Raw genomic sequence first — 19,282 nt, 5'->3', positions numbered from 1 at the left:
GTCGGCCCGACGGCCTGTACCAGACCCCCGGGGTGGACGTCCCGTACTGCTCCGTCTACGACACCAGCGGGCGCGAGAAGATGGGCGCGGACCACCAGCGCCGCATCATCGGCTACTTCACCGGCTGGCGCACCGGCAAGAACGGCGACGCCCCGTACCTGGCGACCGACATCCCCTGGGACAAGGTCACCCACCTCAACTACGCCTTCGGCCACGTCGGCGGCGACAACAAGCTCTCGGTCGGCACCGACGGCCCGACCAACGAGGCCACCGGGATCTCCTTCCCCGGCGTCCCCGGTGCCGAGCTGGACCCGAGCCTGCCGTACAAGGGCCACTTCAACCTGCTGACGAAGTTCAAGAAGCAGTACCCGAACGTCAAGACCCTGATCTCGGTGGGCGGTTGGACCGAGACCGGCGGCTACTTCGGGGACGACGGCAAGCGCGTCAACTCCGGCGGCTTCTACTCGATGACCGTCAACCCGGACGGCAGTGTCAACCAGGCCGGCATCGACACCTTCGCCGCCTCCTCGGTCGACTTCATCCGCAAGTACGGCTTCAACGGCGTCGACGTCGACTACGAGTACCCGACCTCGATGAAGGACGCCGGCAACCCGCTGGACTGGCAGCTCGCCAACGCCAAGCGCGGCTCGCTGGCCAAGGGTTACGCGGCGCTGATGAAGACCCTGCGCGAGAGCCTGGACAAGGCCGGCGCCGCCGACGGCAGGCACTACCTGCTGTCGGTCGCCGCCCCGTCCTCCGGCTACCTGCTGCGCGGCATGGAGACCTTCCAGGTGGCGAAGTACCTGGACTACGTCAACATCATGTCGTACGACCTGCACGGCGCCTGGAACAAGTACGTCGGCCCGAACGCCTCGCTGTACGACGACGGCAAGGACGGCGAGCTGGCCGCCGCCAACGTCTACGGCACCGGGCAGTACGGCGGCATCGGCTACCTGAACGCCGACTGGTCGTACCACTACTTCCGCGGCTCGATGCCCGGCGGCCGGATCAACGTCGGCCTGCCGTACTACACCCGCGGCTTCAAGAACGTGCAGGGCGGCACCAACGGCCTCTGGGGCACCGCCTCGGCGACCACCTGCCCGGCCGGCTCCGGTCTGACGGCCTGCGGTGACGGCGCGGTCGGCATCGACAACATCTGGAACGACAAGGACGACGCGGGCAAGGAGTCCCCGGCCGGGTCGAACCCGATGTGGCACGCCAAGAACCTGGAGAAGGGCATCCTGCCCGACTACCTGGCCAAGTACGGCGTCTCCGACACCGCGCTGCAGGGCACCTACACCCGCAACTACAGCTCCGCCCTGGTGGCGCCGTGGCTGTGGAACGACGCCAAGAAGGTGTTCCTCTCCACCGAGGACGAGCAGTCGGTGGGCGCCAAGGCGGACTACATCGTCAACCAGGGCGCCGGCGGCGCGATGATCTGGGAGCTCGCGGGCGACTACAAGTGGGACGCCGCCGCCAACGGCGGCAAGGGCGAGTACGTCCCCGGTTCGACGCTGACCTCGCTGATGTACGACAAGTTCAAGTCGGCGGCCCCGTACGGTGCGACCCGCTCGACGACCGCGCTGCCGCAGCAGACCCTGCCGATCGACGTGTCGTTCACCAACTTCGCGCTGGGCGACTCGAACTACCCGATCAACCCGAAGCTGCACATCGTCAACAACTCGACGCTGACCCTGCCGGGCGGCACCGAGTTCCAGTTCGACTACGGCAACTCGGCCCCGGGCAACGCCAAGGACCAGTCCGGCTTCGGCCTCCAGGTCATCAAGCAGGACAACCCGGGCCCGGGCAACGTGGGCGGCCTGAAGGGCACCTACAACCGGGTGTCGGTCAAGCTGCCGGGCTGGCAGTCGCTGGCGCCGGGCGCCTCGATCGACATGGACTTCGTCTACTACCTGCCGGTGTCCACGCCGTCGAACTGGACGGTCAACGTGGGCGGCACGCTGTACGGGATCAAGGGCGACCTGACCCGCGGCGCGGTGGACGGCGGCACGCCGACCCCGACCCCGACGCCGTCGCAGACGGCCACCCCGACGCCGACCCCCACGGGCACGCCGACCGGTACGCCGACGGCCACCCCGACCGGGACGCCGACCCCGACCGCGACCCCGACCTCGGGCACCTGCGCGGCCGCCCCGGCCTGGGACGCCGGCACCACCTACGCGACCCCCACCAAGGTCTCGTGGAAGGGGCACTACTACCAGAACAAGTGGTGGACCAAGGGCGACGACCCCGCGGCCAGCGGCTCGTGGGGCGTCTGGAGCGACCTCGGGACCTGCTGATCAGGGCGGTCCGCTGAGGTGAGGACGGCGGTGGCGGTGCACCCGGTCGGGGGGTGTGCCGCCACCGCTTCGTCGTTCCGGCCGTGCTTAGGCGCCGACCTTGAGGTCGCGCAGCAGCTTGGCGACGTGGCCGGTGGCCCGCACGTTGTAGAACGCGTGCTCGACCTTGCCGTGCTCGTCCACGACGATCGTGGAGCGGATCACGCCCAGGTACGTGCGGCCGTAGTTCTGCTTCTCGCCGAAGGCGCCGTACGCCTCCAGCACCTCCTTGTCCGGGTCGGACAGCAGGGTGACCTTGAGGTTCTCGGCCTCGCGGAACTTGCCGAGCTTCTCCGGCTTGTCCGGGGAGATGCCGATGACGTCGTAGCCGGCGTCGGCGAGGACCTCCAGGTTGTCGGTGAAGTCGCAGGCCTGCTTGGTGCAGCCGGGGGTCAGGGCGGCGGGGTAGAAGTAGACGATGACCTTGCGGCCCGCGTGGTCGGCGAGGGACACCTGGTTGCCGTCGGCGTCGGACAGGCTGAAGGCGGGCGCGGTGTCGCCGGGCTGGAGACGCTCACTCACGGTCGTACTCTCCTGGATGCTGGGACGGGCGGTCGTACCACGGCAAACTTACCTCCGATGGTGGGTGGGGCCGCGCGACCGTGTGCGGCAGCTGACACACTGGGTCAGTCGCACCGATCGCACGGATCGGACGGAACGACATCGGCGAGTGAATGGGGTGGCCCGAGTGGGCGAGGCGAGCACGCAGGACAAGTCGGCGCGGACGACCGCCCAGATCGAGGCGGACATCGAGCGGACGCGTGACCGGCTGGCGTCGACCCTGGACGAGCTGGCCGTCCGCGTCCACCCGAGCACGGTCTCCGCCCAGGTCAAGGCCAAGGCGGTGGCCGCCGTCGAGGAGAAGACCGCCCGGGCGTACGTGGCCGCCAGCGGCGTGGTGGAGAAGGTCCGGGCGCAGTTCGTGGACGAGCAGGGGCAGCCGCGCCGCGAGCGGATCGTCCCGGCCGCGCTGGTCGGCGTGGGCCTGGTGCTGCTGGTCGCCTCGGCGCGCAAGCGCCGCAAGGGCTGAGCGCAGCGCGGGACGGAGGGGCCGGGCGCGACGGGTGCCCGGCCTTCCGCATGCCCAGGCCTTCCGCATACCGGGCCAGCGTCACGCCCCGCGCCCGGGGGAGGTACCTTCGGGACCGTGAGTACGAACCACGAACCGACCCGTTCCGACGACGCGCAGGAGCCCGCCCGCCACGACCGGCTCGGCGAGAAGCTGCCGATCCGGATGCTGCACGACCGCGTGCTGGTGCGGATCGAGGGCAGTGAGGGCGAGCGCCGCTCGACCGGCGGCATCCTGATCCCGGCCACGGCGGAGCTGTCCAAGCGCTGCACCTGGGCGGAGGCCGTCGCGGTGGGCCAGAGCGTGCGCTCGGTGGAGCCCGGCGACCGGGTGCTGTACGACCCGGAGGACAAGCTGGAGGTCGAGGTCCGCGGCGCCACCTACGTGCTGCTGCGCGAGCGCGACCTGCACGCCGTCGCCGCCACCCGCTTCGGCGACACGGAGGGCTCGACCGGGCTGTACCTGTGACGGTCTGATCCGCCTCGTACCCCGTGGTGCCCCCGACTCCGGTCGGGGGCACCGTGCTTTCGCGGCGGGAGCCCGCGACACGGGGTTCCTCCGCGGGCCCCGGCGCGGGGATCGGGGGCGCTGTCGGTGGTGCGCGCTAGGGTCCCGGCATGAGTGTGCCGGTGATCGGGGACGGGGAGCGTCGGGCCAGGCTGGGGCGGCGTCAGCTGCTGGTGCCGTCGGTGCGGGCGGCGCGGGTGGAGGACGTGGCCGACGCGGTGGTCGGGCTGCACGCGACGGACGCGGCCACGGTGTACCTGTCGGCCTGCGCGCGGCTGGCGGAGCCCTCGGCGGCGGAGGTGGACCGGGCGCTGTACGAGGACGTCTCGCTGGTGAAGCTGCTGTCGATGCGGCGGACGATCTTCGCGGTGACGGAGGGCCTGGCCCCGTACGTGAGTTCGGCGGCGGCACGGGCGATCGCGGCGAAGGAGCGGGCGACGCTGCTGAAGCACCTGCGGGACCACGCCGAGGGCTGGGACGAGGCCCGGCTGGCGGAGGCGGAGCGCGAGGTGCTGGCCGCGCTGGCCGGGCGCGGCGAGGCGACGACCAAGGAACTCTCCGAGGACGTACCGCAGTTGCGCGAGACGATGCTGATGTCGGCGGGCAAGGCGTACGAGGCGCGGCAGAGCGTGGGCAGTCGGCTGCTGCGGCTGCTGGCCTCGGACGGGCACGTGCGCCGCTGCCGTCCGCGCGGGTCGTGGCTGAGCAGCAGCTACCCGTGGGCGCTGGTGCCGCAGTGGCCGGAGGTGCCGGTGCGGGAGGCGAAGGCCGAGGTGGTGCGGCGCTGGCTGGCGGCGTACGGGCCGGCGACGGTCGAGGACGTGAAGTGGTGGACGGGCTGGACGCTGGGGGACGTCCGCCGGGCGCTGGCCGATCTCGGGGCGCTGGACGTGGCGTTGGCCGACGGGGCGCCCGCCCTGGTGCTGCCGGGGGACGAGGGGCCGGCGGCCGAGCCGGAGCCGTGGGCGGCGCTGCTGCCCGCGCTGGACCCGGCGGTGATGGGCTGGCGCGGGCGGGACTGGTACCTGCGGCCGGAGGACGTGCCGGCGCTGTTCGACCGGGCGGGCAACGCCGGGCCGACGGTGTGGTGGTGCGGCGAGGTGGTGGGCGGCTGGACGCAGCGCGCGGACGGCGAGGTGGTGTGGCGGCTGTTCCGGGGGGTCGGGGCGGAGGCGGAGCGGGCGGTCGCGGCGGAGGCGGAGCGCTTGGCGGGCTGGCTGGGCGAGGTGCGGGTGACGCCGCGGTTCCGCACCCCGCTGGAGAAGGAGCTCAGGGGCTGACCGGGAGCTGATCAGGGACTCAGGGCGTCGGGGGCGGCGGCGCCGGGTGGCTCGCGGGGCCGCCGGTGGCGCTGGGCAGGGCGGTGGGGCGGGTCGGCTGGACCAGGGTGGGCTTCGGGGTGGGGCTGGGCTGCTCCGGGTCCGTGGTCGTCGGCCTGGTGGCCTGCGGGCTGGGGGTGTTGGGGCCGGTGGGGGGCTGGCCGGTGGCGGCGGGGGCGCTGGGCGTGTGGCCGGCGGGCGTGCCGGGGGCCGGGTCGGTGGTGGCGGGTCCGCCGCCGGTGGCCGGGGCGGTGGTCGGGGTGGTGGCGCTGGGGCTGGCGCCGGCGGTCACGCCGGGCCAGGGGGTGGCGGTGGTGGCGCCGTGTCCGGTCCGGAGGTCGAAGTCCTGGGTGGGGGTGCCGTCGAGGGCGGCGGCGGTGTAGGCGGTCCAGATCCGGGTGGGGAAGGCGCCGCCGTTGATCCGGCTGAGTCCGGCGGTGCCGGCCAGCGGTTCCTTGGCGTGGGTCTTCGGGTTCTCCCGGAACAGGCCTACGGTGGTGGCGAGTTCGGGGGTGTAGCCGGCGAACCAGGCGGAGAGGTTGGAGTCGGTGGTGCCGGTCTTGCCGGCGGCCGGGCGGCCGAGGTCGAGGGCGGCGGCGCCGGTGCCGCGCGGGCTGATGACGTCGCGCAGCACGTCGGTGACGGAGTCGGCGATCTCGCGGTCGAGGGCGTCGGTGGGGTTGTGTTCGGGCATCCTGGGGACGTCGACGGCGCCGCCGGGGTTGACGCGTTCGAGTTTGAGGACGGACCAGGGGGTGTGCGCCTGGCCGTGGTCGGCGAGGGTGGCGTAGGCGCCGGCCAGGTCGAGGGCGCTGGGGGTGGCGGTGCCGAGGGTCATCGAGGTGTTGGCCGGGTCCATGCCGCGGACGCTGTCGGGGATGCCGAGTTTGACGGCGGTCTCCCGGACGCGGGCGAGTCCGGCGTCCACGCCCTCCTGCGCGTACACGGAGTTGACGGACTTCACCATGGCGTAGCGCAGGGTGATGCTGCCGTAGTCGACGCCGTCCTCGTTGGGCGGGGCGTAGGGGGTGGGGCCGCCGGTGACGGGGCGTTCGCTGGTGCCGTCGTAGCGCGACTCGGTGGTGATCGGGTGGCCGTCGAGGTCGTGCTGGGCGACCAGACCGGCGGCGAGGTCGATGGGTTTGAAGGTGGAGCCGATCTGGTTGTCCTGGCGCAGCGCGTCGTTGTAGGGCTGCTTGGCGTAGTCGGGGCCGCCGTAGACGGCGACGACGCGGCCGGTGGCGGGTTCGACGGAGGCGCCGGCGACCCGGACGTCGGTGTCGGTGGCGGGGCGGGCCTGGGGGTCGAGTTCGCCGGTGAGCTGTTCCTGGACGGCCTTGGCGAAGGCGTCCTGCCGGGGCTTGTCGAAGGTGGTGGTGATGCGCCAGCCGCCGGCCTTGAGGGTGGCGGCGTCGATGGTGCCGGAGGAGACGAGGTAGTCGTCGGCGACGCCGACCAGGTAGCCGGCCTGGCCGGCGAGGCCGGTGGCGGGCTGGGGGTCGATCGGGTCGGGGAAGGTGGTGGCGGCGCGGTCGGCGGGGGTGAGGAAGCCGAGTTGGACCATGCCGTCGAGGGCGTAGTTCCAGCGGGCGAGGGCCTTCTCGCGGTTGGCGGGGGTGGCGGTCCTGACGTCGTAGAGGCTGGGGGCCTGGAGCAGGGAGGCGAGGTAGGCGCCCTGGCCGACGGTGAGTTGGGAGACGTCGACGCCGTAGTAGGCGTGGGCGGCGCTCTGGATGCCGTAGGCGCCGCGGCCGAAGTAGCTGCTGTTGAGGTAGCCGGCGAGGATCTCGCGCTTGTCGCGCTGCTGGTCGACCTTGAGGGCGATGAGCAGTTCGCGGCCCTTGCGCTCGATGGTCCGGTCCTGGGTGAGGTAGTAGTTCTTGACGTACTGCTGGGTGATGGTGGAGCCGCCCTGCATGCCCTTGCCGAGCAGGGTGTTCCAGCCGGCCCGGAGCATGCCCTTCAGGTCGACGCCGCGGTTCTGGTAGAAGGTGCGGTCCTCGGCGGAGACGACGGCCTGCTGGGTCGGGAGCGGGATCTGGTCGATGGTGACGTCGGTGCGGTTGACGGCGCCGGTGCGGGCGATCTCGGTGGTGCCGTCGGCGTAGAGGTAGATGTTGTTCTGGGCGACGGCGTGGGCGTTGGGGTCGGGCACCGGGACGATGACGTAGAGCACGGCGAAGCCGCCGGCGGCGAGCAGGAGCAGCGCGGTGAGGGTGCCGAGGGTGATCCGCCAGGTGGGCAGGAGCCGGCGCCAGAGCGGGAGGGCGCGGCGGGCCTCGCGGCGGGCGGCCCGTTTGGCCTGGCGGCGGGTGCTCAAGGTCATGCCGAGATTATCTGCTATTTGACGTCGGCTCAGGTGGGAAAAACCGGGTGCGGGTGGTGCGGCCCGGAGGTACGGTGAAAGGTGAAAACCGCATAGCGCACCGACTTTCGGCGCACTGGCCTTCCGGTGCGCCGGCTTCCCGGCGCATCGACTTCCGCAGCTCCGCCCGCCAGGCCCGGCACCCCCCGGGTACGGCCGGTCGGAGCCGCTGGGGCGTGCGCGGAGGTCGAGGGGCGCCTCCCTCTGCCCACATTTGTCGACAAGGAGACAATATGCTCTACGCCGCCGTCGCCCGCGGCGCCTTCCGCCGCTACTCCACCTACCGGGCCGCCACCGTGGCCGGCACCTTCACCAACACCGTCTTCGGCATCATCCTGGCCTCCTCCTTCCTCGCCCTCTGGCAGGCCCGCCCCGGCCTCGGCGGCTACGACCAGAGCCAGGCCGTCACGTACATCTGGGTCAGCCAGAGCCTGCTGGTCACCGTCGCGGTGTGGGGCGGCGGCTTCCAGGACGACCTCCAGGACCGCTTCCGCAGCGGCGACATCGCCGTCGACCTCTACCGCCCGGTCGACTTCCAGGGCTGGTGGCTGGCCTCCGACCTCGGCCGGGCCGGCTTCCAGGCGCTGGTGCGCGGCACCGTGCCGATGCTGATCGGCGCGCTGGTGTTCCGCATCCGGCTGCCCGAACACCCGCTGACCTGGGCGTTCTTCCTGCTCTCGGCGCTGCTCGCGGTGGTCGTCAGCTTCGGGCTGCGGTTCCTGGTCTCGATCACCGGCTTCTGGCTGCACGACTCGGAGGGGGTGCGCTCGGTGATGCTGGTGGTCTCGATGTTCTTCTCCGGGATGCTGCTGCCGGTCGCGCTGTTCCCCGGTTGGCTCGGCGAACTCGGCCGGGTGCTGCCCTGGTCGGCGCTGGTGAACGTCCCCACCGACGTCTTCCTGGAGCGGACCGGCGGCACCGCCCTGCTCGGGGCGCTCGGCTTCCAGCTCGGCTGGGCGGCGGTGCTGCTCGCCGCCGGGCGGGGCGCCCAGTGGCTGGCCACCCGCAAGGTGGTGGTGCAGGGTGGCTGAGCAGCTCGTACGGGAGTCCTCCGGGCCCCGCGACTCCCTCGGGCACCGGGAGTCCTTCGGGCCCCGCGAACCCCTCGGGCCCCGCGCCGCCTGGGCGCTGCGCTCCTGGTGGCTCTGCGCCCGGATGTGGATGCGCTCGATGATGGCCTACCGGGCGTCCTTCGCTCTGAACCTGGTGGCCAGCCTGGTCACCCACTCCCTCGACTTCGTGGTGCTGGTGATCATGTTCCGGCACACCGACCGGCTCGGCGGCTGGAGCCTGCCGGAGACCGCCTTCCTGTACGCCACCGCGACCTTCTCGCTCGGCGCCGCCAACCTGCTGGTCGGCTCGGCCGAGGGCCTGGGCGCGCGGATCAGGAGCGGCTCGCTGGACACCATGCTGATCCGGCCCGCGCCCGCGCTCTCCCAGCTGTGCGCGGAACGCTTCACGCTGCGCCGGCTCGGCCGCCCGCTCCAGGCCGTCGCCGTGCTGGTCTGGTCGCTGACCGCCCTGGACGTGCACTGGACCTGGGACCGGGTGCTGCTGGTGCCCGTCCTGCTGCTCTGCGGCACCGTCATCTTCGGCGCGGTCTACGTCGGCGGCGCCACCGTCCAGTTCTGGTGGGGCGAGTCCAAGGAGATCCAGAACTCCTTCACCTACGGCGGCGCGACCCTGCTGCACTACCCGCCGACGATCTTCGCCAAGGAGCTGGTCGCCGGAGTGGTCTTCGGCGTCCCGCTGGCCTTCGTCAACTGGCTGCCCACGCTGCGCATCCTCGACCGGCCCGACCCGCTCGGCCTGCCCACCGCCTTCCAGTTCGCCTCCCCGGTGGCCGCCGCGGTCTGCGTCCTCGCCGCCGGACTCGCCTGGCGGGCCGGGCTGCGCGCCTACCGCGGCACCGGCAGCTGAACCCCCCGCTTCGCTTCGTGAGGAACCCCATGGCACTGATCGAACTCCAGGACGTCCACCGCAGCTTCACCGTACGGACCCGCACCGGCCGGTTCAGCCGGGCCAGGCGCGAGGTCCGCGCGGTGGACGGGCTCAGCTTCACCGTCGAGGCCGGCGAGTGCGTCGGCTACATCGGGCCCAACGGGGCCGGCAAGTCCACCACCATCAAGATGCTCACCGGCATCCTCGTCCCCAGCTCCGGACGGCTGCGGGTGGCCGGGGTCGACCCGGCCCGGGAGCGCGTCGCGCTGGCCCGCCGGATCGGCGTCGTCTTCGGCCAGCGCACCACCCTCTGGTGGGACCTGCCGCTGCGCGACTCCTTCGAGCTCGCCCGCCGGATCTACCGGATCCCCGACGCCCGGTACCGGGAGAACCTCGACCGCTGCGTCGAACTGCTCGACCTCGGCGGGCTGCTGGACACCCCGGTGCGCCAGCTCTCGCTCGGCCAGCGGATGCGCGGCGACCTCGCGGCGGCGCTGCTGCACGACCCCCGGGTGCTCTACCTGGACGAGCCGACCATCGGCCTGGACGTGGTCAGCAAGGGCCGGGTGCGCGAGTTCCTGCGCGAGGTCAACCGGGACCGGGGCACCACCGTGCTGCTCACCACCCACGACCTGACCGACATCGAGCAGCTCTGCGGCCGGGTGATGGTGATCGACCACGGCCGGGTGGTGTACGACGGCGGGCTGGAGGGCCTGCACGCCACCGGCCGCAGCGAGCGGACGCTGGTGGTGGACCTCGCGCAGGAACTCGGGCACCCGGTCGAGGTGCCCGGGGCCCGGGTCACCAGGGTCGAGGGGCCGCGCCAGTGGCTGGCGTTCCCGGCCCAGGAGAGCGCCGCGCCGATCGTGGCGGCGGTCGCCGCGCGCTACCCGCTGGTGGACCTGTCGGTGCGCGAGCCGGCCATCGAGGACGTGATCGCCCGGATGTACGCGGAGGTCGCGATCGGCTGACGGTCCTCGGGGGCGCCCTCCCGGTCCTCGCTCACCCGCGCGACGGCCGGGGGCGCGTTCGGTTCCGCGTCACCGGTGTGGGTGATCATCGTGACCCCCGGCCCCCACTGCGAGTTGACCCGGCATCACTCGCCGATGTCCGGAACCGGAGGCCCGCCACCCGATGGCCGTACCCGACGTGACCGTGGTGGTCGCGGTCTACAACACCATGCCGTACCTCACCGCCTGCCTGGACTCGCTGGTCGGGCAGTCCCTGGCGCCGGGGCGGCTGGAGGTGGTGGCGGTGGACGACGGCTCCACGGACGGCGGCGGGGAGCTGCTGGACGAGTACGCCGCCCGCCACCCCGGACTGTTCACGGTGGTGCACCAGTCCAACTCGGGCGGCCCGGCGGGCCCGACCAACCGCGGCCTGGAGCTGGCCCGCGGCCGCTACGTGCTGTTCCTCGGCGCGGACGACTGGCTCGGCGAGGAGGCGCTGGAGCGGCTGGTCACGGCCGCCGACGCCTGGGGCTCGGACGTGGTCGTGCCCAAGCAGGTCGGGGTGAACGGGCGGCTGGTGCCGCAGGGGATCTTCCACGCCGACGCCGAGTCGGTGGGCTTCGCCGACTCCGCGCTGGCCTGGGCGCTGGCCGACACCAAGCTGTTCCGGCTCGACCACGTCCGGCGCCACGGGCTGCGCCGCGACGAGGGGTTGAAGGTCTTCTCGGACCAGCCGTTCACCCTGGAGGCCTGCCTGCGGGCGGCCAGGGTGTCCGTCCTCGCCTCCTACGACTGCTACTTCCTGGTGCTGCGCGAGGACCGGGGCAACGTCACCGAGCGGGCCGGGGTGCTGGACCGGCTGCGCGGGATCGCCGCGCTGCAGCAGGTGGCCGTCGAACTGGCCGAGCCGGGCGAGGAGTTGGACGCCATCCGGGCCCGCAGCTTCGGCTGGGACGTGCCGCGGCTGCTGCGGGAGGGCTTCCTGCTGCTGACCGCGGACACGCAGGAGCGGGTGTGCGTCGAGACCGCCCGGCTGGTCGAGCGGTTCGGCGCCCGCGAGGTGTACCACCGGCTGCCGGTCGCCGAGCGGGTGCGGCTCGAACTCGCGTGCGCGGTACGGCCGGAGGCGCTGCGCGACCAGGTCCGCTACGAGGCGGCGCACGGCGATCCGCCGGTGGTGGTGGACGGGCGGCGGCAGTACGCGGGCTACCCGGCGTTCCGGGACGCCCGGCTCGGCCTGCCGGACGAGCTGTTCCTGCTGCGCGAGGAGGCGGCGGCGGAGGCGGAGGTCGAGGCGGCCGCCCGGCCGCTGGACCTGGCGCGGCAGCTGTGGCGCGGGCTCGTCCCGGAGCAGGTGCGGCGCGGGCTGCGGAGGAACCCGGCGTGGCGCCGGCTGGCCGACTCGGTGAACGGAGGACGGGGATGAGCCTGGACGTCTGCGTGGTCGGGCTGGGCAAGCTGGGCCTGCCACTGGCGGTGCAGTTCGCGCTGAAGGGCCACCGGGTGACCGGCGCGGACATCGCGCCGGGCGTGGTGGACAGCGTCAACCGGGGCGTGCCGCCGTTCCCCCGGGAGGCGGGCCTGGACCAGGCGCTCAAGCGGGTCGTCGCCGAGGGCCTGCTGCGGGCCACCACCGACACCACGGCCGCGGTCGCCCGGGCCGAGGCCGTGGTCGTGGTCGTCCCGTTGGTCACCGCCGCCGACGGCAGCCCGGACTTCGCCCTGCTGGACGCGGCCACCGACGCCGTCGCGGCCGGGCTGCGCCGGGGCACCCTGGTCAGCTACGAGACGACCCTGCCGGTCGGCACCACCAGGGAGCGCTGGGCGCCGCGGCTGTCGGCCCGGTCGGGGCTCGCGGCCGGGACGGACTTCGCGCTGGTGTTCAGCCCGGAGCGGGTCCGCACCGGACGGGTCTTCGCCGACCTGCGGCGCTACCCCAAGCTGGTCGGCGGCCTGGACGCCTCCTCCACCCGGCGCGGCGCCGAGTTCTACCGGGCGGTGCTGGACTTCGACCCGCGCCCGGACCTGCCCCGCCCCAACGGCGTCTGGGAGCTGGCCTCGGTGGAGGCGGCCGAGTTCAGCAAGCTCGCCGAGACCACGTACCGGGACGTGAACATCGCGCTGGCCAACCAGTTCGCCCGCTACGCGGACGAGGTCGGGGTGGACTTCGCGGAGATCGCCGACGCCTGCAACTCGCAGCCGTACAGCCACCTGCACCGGCCGGGCATCGCGGTCGGCGGGCACTGCATCCCGGTGTACCCGCGGCTGTACCTGTGGAACGACCCGGGGGCGACGGTGGTCCGGGCGGCGCGCGAGGCCAACCTGGCGGTGCCGGGGTACGCGGTGGGCGTGCTGGCGGGCGCGGTGCCGGGCGGGATCGCCGGGCAGGGCGTGCTGGTGCTCGGCGCCTCGTACCGGGGCGGGGTCAAGGAGACGGCGTACTCCGGGGTGTTCCCGCTGGTCGAGGCGGTGCGGTCGGCGGGCGCGCGGCCGTACGTCAGCGACCCGCTGTACGAGGCGGAGGAGTTGGCGGCGCTCGGGCTGCCGCCGTACGGCGGGGAGCCGGTGGTGGCGGCGGTGCTGCAGGCGGACCACCCGGAGTACCGGGACCTGGCGCCGGTGGACCTGCCGGGGGTGCGGGTGCTGCTGGACGGGCGGCGGTGCACGGACCCGAAGCGCTGGGCGGGCGCGGAGGTCCGGCGGATGGTGCTGGGCGGGGAGTGAGGCCCTGTCCCACCCGGCGCGTGAGGGCCCCCGGGGCGTGTGATCGCGATGCGCGCCCCCGTCCGCGCCGGGCAACGGGCAGACTGGCGGGGTGAGTGACGATGCCTTCAGCGGGACCGGCCACGGAGTCCGGTTCACCGCGGCCGACGAGGAGAAGAGACGCGGCGTCCGCCGGATGAAGACCATCGCGACCGGCCTGCTGGCCTTCGCGACCCTGGTCTTCGCCCTGGCCACCTGGGCCAGGGCGGCCGGCGCCGGCCCCTGGGCGGGGTACGTGGCGGCCGCCGCCGAAGCGGGCATGGTCGGCGCGCTGGCCGACTGGTTCGCGGTGACCGCGCTGTTCCGCCGGCCGTTCGGCCTGCCGATCCCGCACACCGCGATCATCCCGACCAAGAAGGACGCCTTCGGCCGCTCGCTCGGCGACTTCGTCGGCGAGAACTTCCTCTCCGGCCACGTGGTCCGCGGCCGCCTGGCGGCGCTCGGCATCGGCCGCCGGCTGGGCGAGTGGCTCGCCGCGCCGGGCAGCGCCGAGCGGGTCACCAAGGAGGCCTCGGCGGCGCTGCGCGGGCTGCTCGCGGTGCTCCGCGACGACGACGTGCGGGCGGTGGTCGCCGAGGCGGTGACCAGGCGGGCCGCGGCCACCTCGGTGGCCGAGCCGATGGGCCGGATGCTCGGCAAGGTGGTCGCGGACGGCGGGCACCACGGGGTGGTGGACCTGGTCGCCGTCCGGGCGCACGGCTGGCTGACCACCAACCACGAGGAGGTGGTCCGGAAGGTCACCCAGAAGACCCCGGGCTGGACGCCGAAGTTCATCGACCACCAGGTCGGCGAGCGGGTCTACAAGGAGCTGATGCGCTTCGTCACCGAGATCAGGGACGACCCGGACCACCCGGCCCGCGGCGCGATCGACAACTTCCTCGCCGACTTCGCGACCGAGCTGCAGACCGACCCGGAGACCATCGCCCGGGTCGAGCGGGCCAAGGGCGAGCTGCTCGCCCGCCCCGAGGTGCAGGACCTGATCAACTCCACCTGGGCGGCCGTGCGCACCCTGGTGATGGGCGCGGCCGAGGACGAGGACAGCGAACTGCGCCGGCGAATCCGCGACGGCGTGCGCGGCTTCGGCGAGCGCCTGGCCACCGAGCCCAAGCTCCAGGCCAAGGTGGACGGCTGGCTCCAGGACGCCGCCCAGTACCTGGTCGACACCTACCGCACCGAGATCACCTCGCTGATCTCCGAGACGGTGGCGGGCTGGGACGCCGACGACGCCTCCCGCAAGATCGAGGCCAACGTCGGTCGCGACCTCCAGTTCATCCGGATCAACGGCACCGTGGTCGGCGCCCTGGCCGGGCTGCTGATCCACACCGCGGCGGTCGCGCTCGGGGGGTGATCCGGGGACGGCGGTCCCGGCGTGGGCCTATCCTGGGCCGAACTTCGCGATACGCGCGTAGAGGCACGGAGAAGGAAGAAGGGAACCACCGTGGTCCAGCCGGACGGAAGTCGGATCGTCCCCCACACCAGCCCGATCGGCTCCACCGACCGGAGCATCGAGGCGTTCATCGCCGGGATGCCCAAGGCGGAGCTGCACGTCCACCACGTCGGCTCGGCCTCGCCGCGCGTCGTCGCGGAGCTGGCCGCCCGGCACGCCGGGAACTCCAAGGTGCCGACCGACCCGGCGGCGCTCGCCGAGTACTTCACCTTCACCGACTTCGCGCACTTCATCGAGGTCTACCTGAGCGTGGTGGACCTGGTCCGGGACGCCGAGGACGTCCGCGCGCTCACCTACGGGGTGGCCGAGGACATGGCCCGGCAGAACATCCGGTACGCCGAGCTGACCATCACCCCGTACTCCTCGGTCCGCCGGGGCATCCCCGAGGTCGCCTTCATGGAGGCGATCGAGGACGCCCGGCTGCGCGCCGAGAAGGAGCTCGGCGTGGTGCTGCGCTGGTGCTTCGACATCCCGGGCGAGGCCGGTCTCGAGTCCGCCGAGGTGACCGCCCGGCTGGCCACCGAGCTGGGCCCCGAGGGCCTGGTCAGCTTCGGCCTGGGCGGCCCGGAGATCGGCGTGCCGCGCCCGCAGTTCAAGCCGTACTTCGACCGGGCCCGGGCGGCCGGCCTGCACAGCGTGCCGCACGCGGGCGAGACCACCGGGCCGGAGACGGTCTGGGACGCGATCCGGGTGCTCGGCGCCGAGCGCATCGGGCACGGCACCCAGGCGGTGAAGGACCCGGCGCTGCTCGACCACCTGGGCGAGCACCGCATCCCGCTGGAGGTCTGCCCGACCTCCAACATCGCCACCCGGGCCGTGGAGCGGATCGAGGACCACCCGATCAAGCGGATGGTGGAGGCCGGACTGCTGGTGACGGTCAACAGCGACGACCCGCCGATGTTCGGTACCGACCTCAACACCGAGTACGCGGTGGCGGCGCGGCTGCTGGGCCTGGACGAGGCCGGGGTGGCGGGGCTGGCCCGCAACGCCGTCGAGGCCTCCTTCCTGGACCGGGCGGGCAAGACCCGGCTGGCCGGGGAGATCGACGCCTACCTCGCCGGCTGGCGCCAGGCCTGACCCTCCCGCTGACGCGTTTCCCCTGGTGAACCGCCCCGTCGACCCCCTGAGCCCCGGGGGTCGGCGGGGCGGTTCCGTTCTCCGGTGCCGGGCGGTGCCACCTCCGTTCGGGTGATGGTGCCACAGTGGCGCCATTAATGCTCGACATGGCGCCATCGCTGTGCCATGCTTACGGCCATGGACCTCACGCCATATGTGGAAAACCTCCGGAACGAGCTCGCGGTGGCCGCCGCCACCGGTGGGGACGAAGCCCGCGCGCTGGCCGAGCGGCTGACGCTCCCGCTGGAGTCGGCCGTGCGGCTCACCCTGCTCAACGCGCTGTCGGCGGCCATGGGCGAAGTCACCCGCGACCTCGCCCCCGGCTCGGTGGACGTGCGCCTGCGCGGACTCGACCCGGAGTTCGTGGTGACGGCGCCGCCCGGATCGGACGCCTTCCACGGCGACATGGCGCCACCGTCGGCGCCGGTGGCACCAGTCGTGCCGCCCGTGGTGGCACCGGTGGCACCTTCGGTGGTGCCGGAGTCGGACGAGACGGGCACCGCCCGGATCAACCTCCGGCTGCCCGCCCACCTCAAGGCCCGGGCGGAGGAGGCCGCCGTCGAGGCCGGCCTCTCGCTCAACGCCTGGCTGGTCCGGGCCCTGGCCGGCGCCCTGGAGGGCGGTGAGCCGGCCCGCCGGCCGGTGGCCGACCCGGGCAGCCGGGTCGCCCGCAGCATCGGCGGCCAGGGTTTCACCGGCTGGGTCCACTGACGGCTCCGCAGCGCCCGCAGCACCTCCCGCACCACCTTCTGCACCTTCGACGTCACCCCCGCTCCGACCAGCGGGAACACCCACACGAGTCAAGAGGACGGGACAGCCATGCCTACGTACGAGACCGACGGACCGATCTCCGCCATCCTCGAGTTCGACATCGGCTCGGTCTGGATCAAGGCGAGCAAGCGCACCGACGCCGTGGTCGAGGTCCGGCCCGCCAACCCGGCCAAGGAGGCGGACGTCAAGGCCGCCGAGCAGACCCAGGTCGACTTCTCCGGGGGCAGGCTCGGCATCAAGGCCCCCAAGCAGCGCTCCGTCTTCAGCGGCAAGAAGGGCGCGGTCGAGGTCCTGGTCGAGCTGCCGGTCGGCTCCGAGGTCCACAGCGAGTCCCCGATGGCCGAGTTCGTCACCGAGGGGCCGCTCGGCGCCTGCCGGCTGAAGACCTCGCTCGGCCGGATCCAGGTCGAGCACGCCGACAGCGCCCGGCTCGACAGCGGCTTCGGGGACATCCGGCTCGGCGGGACGGCCTGGGACGCCGAGGTCTCCGGAGCCGGCCGGATCGAGATCGGCTCCGTCGGCGGCCGGCTGACGGTCAAGAACAGCAGCGGCGACACCGAGATCGAGGAGGTCCGCGGCGAGCTGCACGCCAACGCCTCCAACGGGCGGATCCACGTCGGCCAGGCCGAGGGGAACGTGACCGCCAAGTCGGCGCACGGCCACATCCGGGTCGGCCGGGTGGTCCGCGGCCAGGTCACCCTGCAGACCAGCGTGGGGGACGTGGAGGTCGGCATCGCGGAGGGCACCGCGGCCTGGCTCGACGTGCACAGCAAGGTCGGCGGCGTCCGCAACGACCTCGGCCCCACCAAGGGCCCGGGCGACGCGGTGGAGACGGTCGAGGTCCGCGGCCGCACCCAGGTCGGCAACGTCATCGTCCGGAGGGCGTGATGGCGGCGACCGCGGCGGTCCCGGCGACCGCGACCGTCCGTTCGCTCCCGGCGGTCTCGGCGACCGGACTCACCAAGTCCTACGGGGACAAGGCGGTCCTGCGGGGCATCGACCTGGAGATCCCGGCGGGCAGCGTGTTCGCCCTGCTCGGGCCCAACGGCGCCGGCAAGACCACCACCGTGCAGATCCTCTCCACCCTGATCCCCGCCGACGGCGGCTCGGCCCGGGTGGCCGGGCACGACGTGGAGCGCGAGGCCGACGGGGTGCGGAAGGCGATCGGGGTGACGGGCCAGTTCTCCGCGGTGGACAACCTGCTCACCGCCGAGGAGAACCTGCTGCTGATGGCCGACCTCAACCACCTCCGCCGTCGGGAGGGGCGGAGGCGGGCCGAGGAGCTGCTGCGGCGCTTCGACCTCACCGAGGCCTCGCGGAAGGCCGTCACCACCTTCTCCGGCGGCATGCGGCGCAAGCTCGACCTCGCGATGACGCTCGTCGGGGACCCGAAGGTGATCTTCCTGGACGAGCCGACCACCGGGCTGGACCCGCGCAGCCGGCGCACCACGTGGGAGATCATCCGGAGCCTGGTCGCCGACCAGGGGGTGACGATCTTCCTCACCACCCAGTACCTGGAGGAGGCCGACCAACTCGCCGACCGGATAGCCGTCCTGGACGGCGGCCGGATCGTCGCCGAGGGCACGGCCGAGGAGCTGAAGCGGTACGCCCCCGGCGGGCGGATCCGGCTCCAGTTCACGGACGCCGGCTCGCTGGCCACCGCCGCCGCCCTGTTCCCGTACGCCACGGCCGACACCGAGGCGCTGCGGCTGGAGATCCCGGGGGACAACTCCGTCCTCACCGTGAAGGCCGTGCTGGACGCCCTCGACAACGCGTCCGTGCAGGCCGAGTCGCTGGTCGTGGAGACGGCCGACCTGGACGACGTGTTCCTTCAACTGACCGGGGAGGGCACGCGATGACCACGGCCACGCGTACGGCCACCAGTACGGCCGGCTACGCGCTCGGCGACTCGCTGACCATGCTGCGCCGCAACCTCAAGCACGCGCTGCGGTACCCGTCCCTGACCTTCGCGGTCGTGGTGATGCCGGTCATGATGCTGTTGCTCTTCAACTACGCCTACGGCAGCACGCTGGGCGCCGGCATCGGCGGCGGCCACTACATCGACTACGTCACGCCCGGCATCGTGCTGATGGCGGCCACGTCCGGGTCGCTGGTCACCGCGATCGGCATCTGCACCGACATGACCGAGGGCATCGTCAACCGCTTCCGCACGATGGCCATCTCGCGCTCCGCCTTCCTGGCGGGGCACGTGGTCGGCAGCGTCATCCAGACCATGATCGGGCTGGTTCTGGTGGTCGGCACGGCCCTCGCGATGGGCTTCCGGCCCAACGCCGGACCAGTGGAGTGGCTGGCCGCGGCAGGGCTGCTGCTCTTCCTCACCATCGCCCTGACCTGGATATCGGCCGGCATCGGCCTGGTGGCCAAGACGGTCGAGAGCGCCAGCAACATGCCGATGCCGCTGCAGTTCCTGCCCTTCATCGGCAGCGCCATCGTGCCGACCGACTCCATGCCCACGGCGCTGCGCTGGTTCGCCGAGTACCAGCCCTTCACCCCCATGATCGAGACCCTGCGCGGGCTGCTGCTGGGCACCGGGATCGGCACCAGCGCCTGGAGCGCCCTCGCCTGGTGCACCGCGCTGACGCTGGTCGGCTACTTCTGGTCGCGGAGCGTCTTCTACCGGCGGTGACGGGGGTACGGCCGGTGGGGCGGGTGACCAGGACCAGGCGGCCCGGAC

General features: G+C 73.0%; 17 protein-coding genes. 15 read left to right on the top strand and 2 right to left on the bottom strand.

All coding sequences use genetic code 11. From position 1 onward, the window contains the following. On the top strand, positions 1 to 2,300 hold a 2,300-nt coding region (locus ACFU6K_RS07345), incomplete at its 5' end, for a chitinase C-terminal domain-containing protein (protein WP_380661415.1). 87 nt (positions 2,301 to 2,387) lie between these two features. Here ACFU6K_RS07345 and bcp read toward each other — a convergent pair. Continuing rightward, the gene (gene bcp / locus ACFU6K_RS07340) at positions 2,388 to 2,861 is read right to left on the bottom strand and encodes a thioredoxin-dependent thiol peroxidase (RefSeq protein WP_380661414.1); all 474 of its coding nucleotides are present in this window, start codon (positions 2,859 to 2,861) and stop codon (positions 2,388 to 2,390) included. A gap of 166 nt (positions 2,862 to 3,027) precedes the next feature. On the opposite strand from bcp, the gene ACFU6K_RS07335 reads away from it, so the two are divergent. The 3 genes from ACFU6K_RS07335 to ACFU6K_RS07325 all read left to right on the top strand — a co-directional run bounded on the left by ACFU6K_RS07335 (position 3,028) and on the right by ACFU6K_RS07325 (position 5,195). Beyond that, positions 3,028 to 3,369 carry a DUF3618 domain-containing protein gene (locus ACFU6K_RS07335; RefSeq protein WP_380661412.1) on the top strand — a complete coding sequence of 114 codons (342 nt, stop codon included), beginning with the start codon at positions 3,028 to 3,030 and terminating at the stop codon, positions 3,367 to 3,369. A gap of 204 nt (positions 3,370 to 3,573) precedes the next feature. Beyond that, the gene (locus ACFU6K_RS07330) at positions 3,574 to 3,876 is read left to right on the top strand and encodes a co-chaperone GroES (RefSeq protein ID WP_079136310.1); all 303 of its coding nucleotides are present in this window, start codon (positions 3,574 to 3,576) and stop codon (positions 3,874 to 3,876) included. Between the two features lie 149 nt (positions 3,877 to 4,025). Further along, on the top strand, positions 4,026 to 5,195 hold the full coding sequence (locus ACFU6K_RS07325; protein WP_380661411.1) for a winged helix DNA-binding domain-containing protein: 1,170 nt from the start codon (positions 4,026 to 4,028) through the stop codon (positions 5,193 to 5,195). A 19-nt stretch (positions 5,196 to 5,214) separates the two neighbouring features. Here ACFU6K_RS07325 and ACFU6K_RS07320 read toward each other — a convergent pair whose 3' ends face one another. Next, positions 5,215 to 7,560: a transglycosylase domain-containing protein gene (locus tag ACFU6K_RS07320; RefSeq protein ID WP_380661410.1), complete on the bottom strand. Its 2,346-nt coding sequence runs from the start codon at positions 7,558 to 7,560 to the stop codon at positions 5,215 to 5,217. 272 nt (positions 7,561 to 7,832) lie between these two features. Between ACFU6K_RS07320 and ACFU6K_RS07315 the strand changes: the two genes are divergently transcribed. The 11 genes from ACFU6K_RS07315 to ACFU6K_RS07265 all read left to right on the top strand — a co-directional run bounded on the left by ACFU6K_RS07315 (position 7,833) and on the right by ACFU6K_RS07265 (position 19,234). Next, positions 7,833 to 8,630, top strand: a complete 798-nt coding sequence (locus ACFU6K_RS07315) for an ABC transporter permease (protein ID WP_380661409.1) — start codon at positions 7,833 to 7,835, stop codon at positions 8,628 to 8,630. Further along, positions 8,623 to 9,519, top strand: a complete 897-nt coding sequence (locus tag ACFU6K_RS07310) for an ABC transporter permease (RefSeq protein WP_380661408.1) — start codon at positions 8,623 to 8,625, stop codon at positions 9,517 to 9,519. The genes ACFU6K_RS07315 and ACFU6K_RS07310 overlap by 8 nt, the downstream gene beginning before the upstream one ends. Before the next feature lie 29 nt (positions 9,520 to 9,548). Continuing rightward, positions 9,549 to 10,511 carry an ATP-binding cassette domain-containing protein gene (locus tag ACFU6K_RS07305; RefSeq protein ID WP_380661407.1) on the top strand — a complete coding sequence of 321 codons (963 nt, stop codon included), beginning with the start codon at positions 9,549 to 9,551 and terminating at the stop codon, positions 10,509 to 10,511. Between the two features lie 163 nt (positions 10,512 to 10,674). Continuing rightward, positions 10,675 to 11,916: a glycosyltransferase family 2 protein gene (locus ACFU6K_RS07300; protein ID WP_380661406.1), complete on the top strand. Its 1,242-nt coding sequence runs from the start codon at positions 10,675 to 10,677 to the stop codon at positions 11,914 to 11,916. Positions 11,917 to 11,918: 2 nt separating this feature from the next. Further along, positions 11,919 to 13,214, top strand: a complete 1,296-nt coding sequence (locus ACFU6K_RS07295) for a nucleotide sugar dehydrogenase (protein ID WP_074005141.1) — start codon at positions 11,919 to 11,921, stop codon at positions 13,212 to 13,214. A 91-nt stretch (positions 13,215 to 13,305) separates the two neighbouring features. After that, positions 13,306 to 14,601, top strand: coding sequence for a DUF445 domain-containing protein (locus ACFU6K_RS07290; protein WP_380661405.1), 1,296 nt, complete (start codon positions 13,306 to 13,308; stop codon positions 14,599 to 14,601). A 135-nt stretch (positions 14,602 to 14,736) separates the two neighbouring features. Next, positions 14,737 to 15,777, top strand: a complete 1,041-nt coding sequence (locus ACFU6K_RS07285) for an adenosine deaminase (RefSeq protein WP_380661417.1) — start codon at positions 14,737 to 14,739, stop codon at positions 15,775 to 15,777. A gap of 177 nt (positions 15,778 to 15,954) precedes the next feature. Beyond that, on the top strand, positions 15,955 to 16,527 hold the full coding sequence (locus tag ACFU6K_RS07280) for a toxin-antitoxin system HicB family antitoxin (protein ID WP_380661404.1): 573 nt from the start codon (positions 15,955 to 15,957) through the stop codon (positions 16,525 to 16,527). Between the two features lie 108 nt (positions 16,528 to 16,635). Continuing rightward, entirely contained in the window at positions 16,636 to 17,475 is an 840-nt protein-coding gene (locus ACFU6K_RS07275; protein ID WP_380661402.1) for a DUF4097 domain-containing protein, read from the top strand. Next, positions 17,475 to 18,446, top strand: a complete 972-nt coding sequence (locus ACFU6K_RS07270; protein WP_380661401.1) for an ATP-binding cassette domain-containing protein — start codon at positions 17,475 to 17,477, stop codon at positions 18,444 to 18,446. The genes ACFU6K_RS07275 and ACFU6K_RS07270 overlap by 1 nt, the downstream gene beginning before the upstream one ends. Then, positions 18,443 to 19,234, top strand: a complete 792-nt coding sequence (locus tag ACFU6K_RS07265) for an ABC transporter permease (protein ID WP_380661399.1) — start codon at positions 18,443 to 18,445, stop codon at positions 19,232 to 19,234. Before ACFU6K_RS07270 ends, ACFU6K_RS07265 begins: the two co-directional genes overlap by 4 nt. Positions 19,235 to 19,282: the final 48 nt, after the last annotated feature.

This window comes from Kitasatospora sp. NPDC057512, assembly GCF_042802135.1.
Taxonomy (GTDB): Bacteria; Actinomycetota; Actinomycetes; order Streptomycetales; family Streptomycetaceae; genus Kitasatospora.
The sequence above is the reverse complement of the archived record's forward strand: the minus strand, read 5'-3'. Positions and strand labels throughout refer to the sequence as shown.

Bases quoted from the DNA above. Each gene is read 5' to 3' on its own strand.
- ACFU6K_RS07330 (WP_079136310.1), top strand. From the start codon at position 3,574: ATGCTGCACGACCGCGTGCTGGTGCGGATCGAGGGCAGTGAGGGCGAG.
- ACFU6K_RS07325 (WP_380661411.1), top strand. From the start codon at position 4,026: ATGAGTGTGCCGGTGATCGGGGACGGGGAGCGTCGGGCCAGGCTGGGG.
- ACFU6K_RS07320 (WP_380661410.1), bottom strand. From the start codon at position 7,560: ATGACCTTGAGCACCCGCCGCCAGGCCAAACGGGCCGCCCGCCGCGAG.
- ACFU6K_RS07315 (WP_380661409.1), top strand. From the start codon at position 7,833: ATGCTCTACGCCGCCGTCGCCCGCGGCGCCTTCCGCCGCTACTCCACC.
- ACFU6K_RS07305 (WP_380661407.1), top strand. From the start codon at position 9,549: ATGGCACTGATCGAACTCCAGGACGTCCACCGCAGCTTCACCGTACGG.
- ACFU6K_RS07300 (WP_380661406.1), top strand. From the start codon at position 10,675: ATGGCCGTACCCGACGTGACCGTGGTGGTCGCGGTCTACAACACCATG.
- ACFU6K_RS07280 (WP_380661404.1), top strand. From the start codon at position 15,955: ATGGACCTCACGCCATATGTGGAAAACCTCCGGAACGAGCTCGCGGTG.
- ACFU6K_RS07275 (WP_380661402.1), top strand. From the start codon at position 16,636: ATGCCTACGTACGAGACCGACGGACCGATCTCCGCCATCCTCGAGTTC.
- ACFU6K_RS07270 (WP_380661401.1), top strand. From the start codon at position 17,475: ATGGCGGCGACCGCGGCGGTCCCGGCGACCGCGACCGTCCGTTCGCTC.
- ACFU6K_RS07265 (WP_380661399.1), top strand. From the start codon at position 18,443: ATGACCACGGCCACGCGTACGGCCACCAGTACGGCCGGCTACGCGCTC.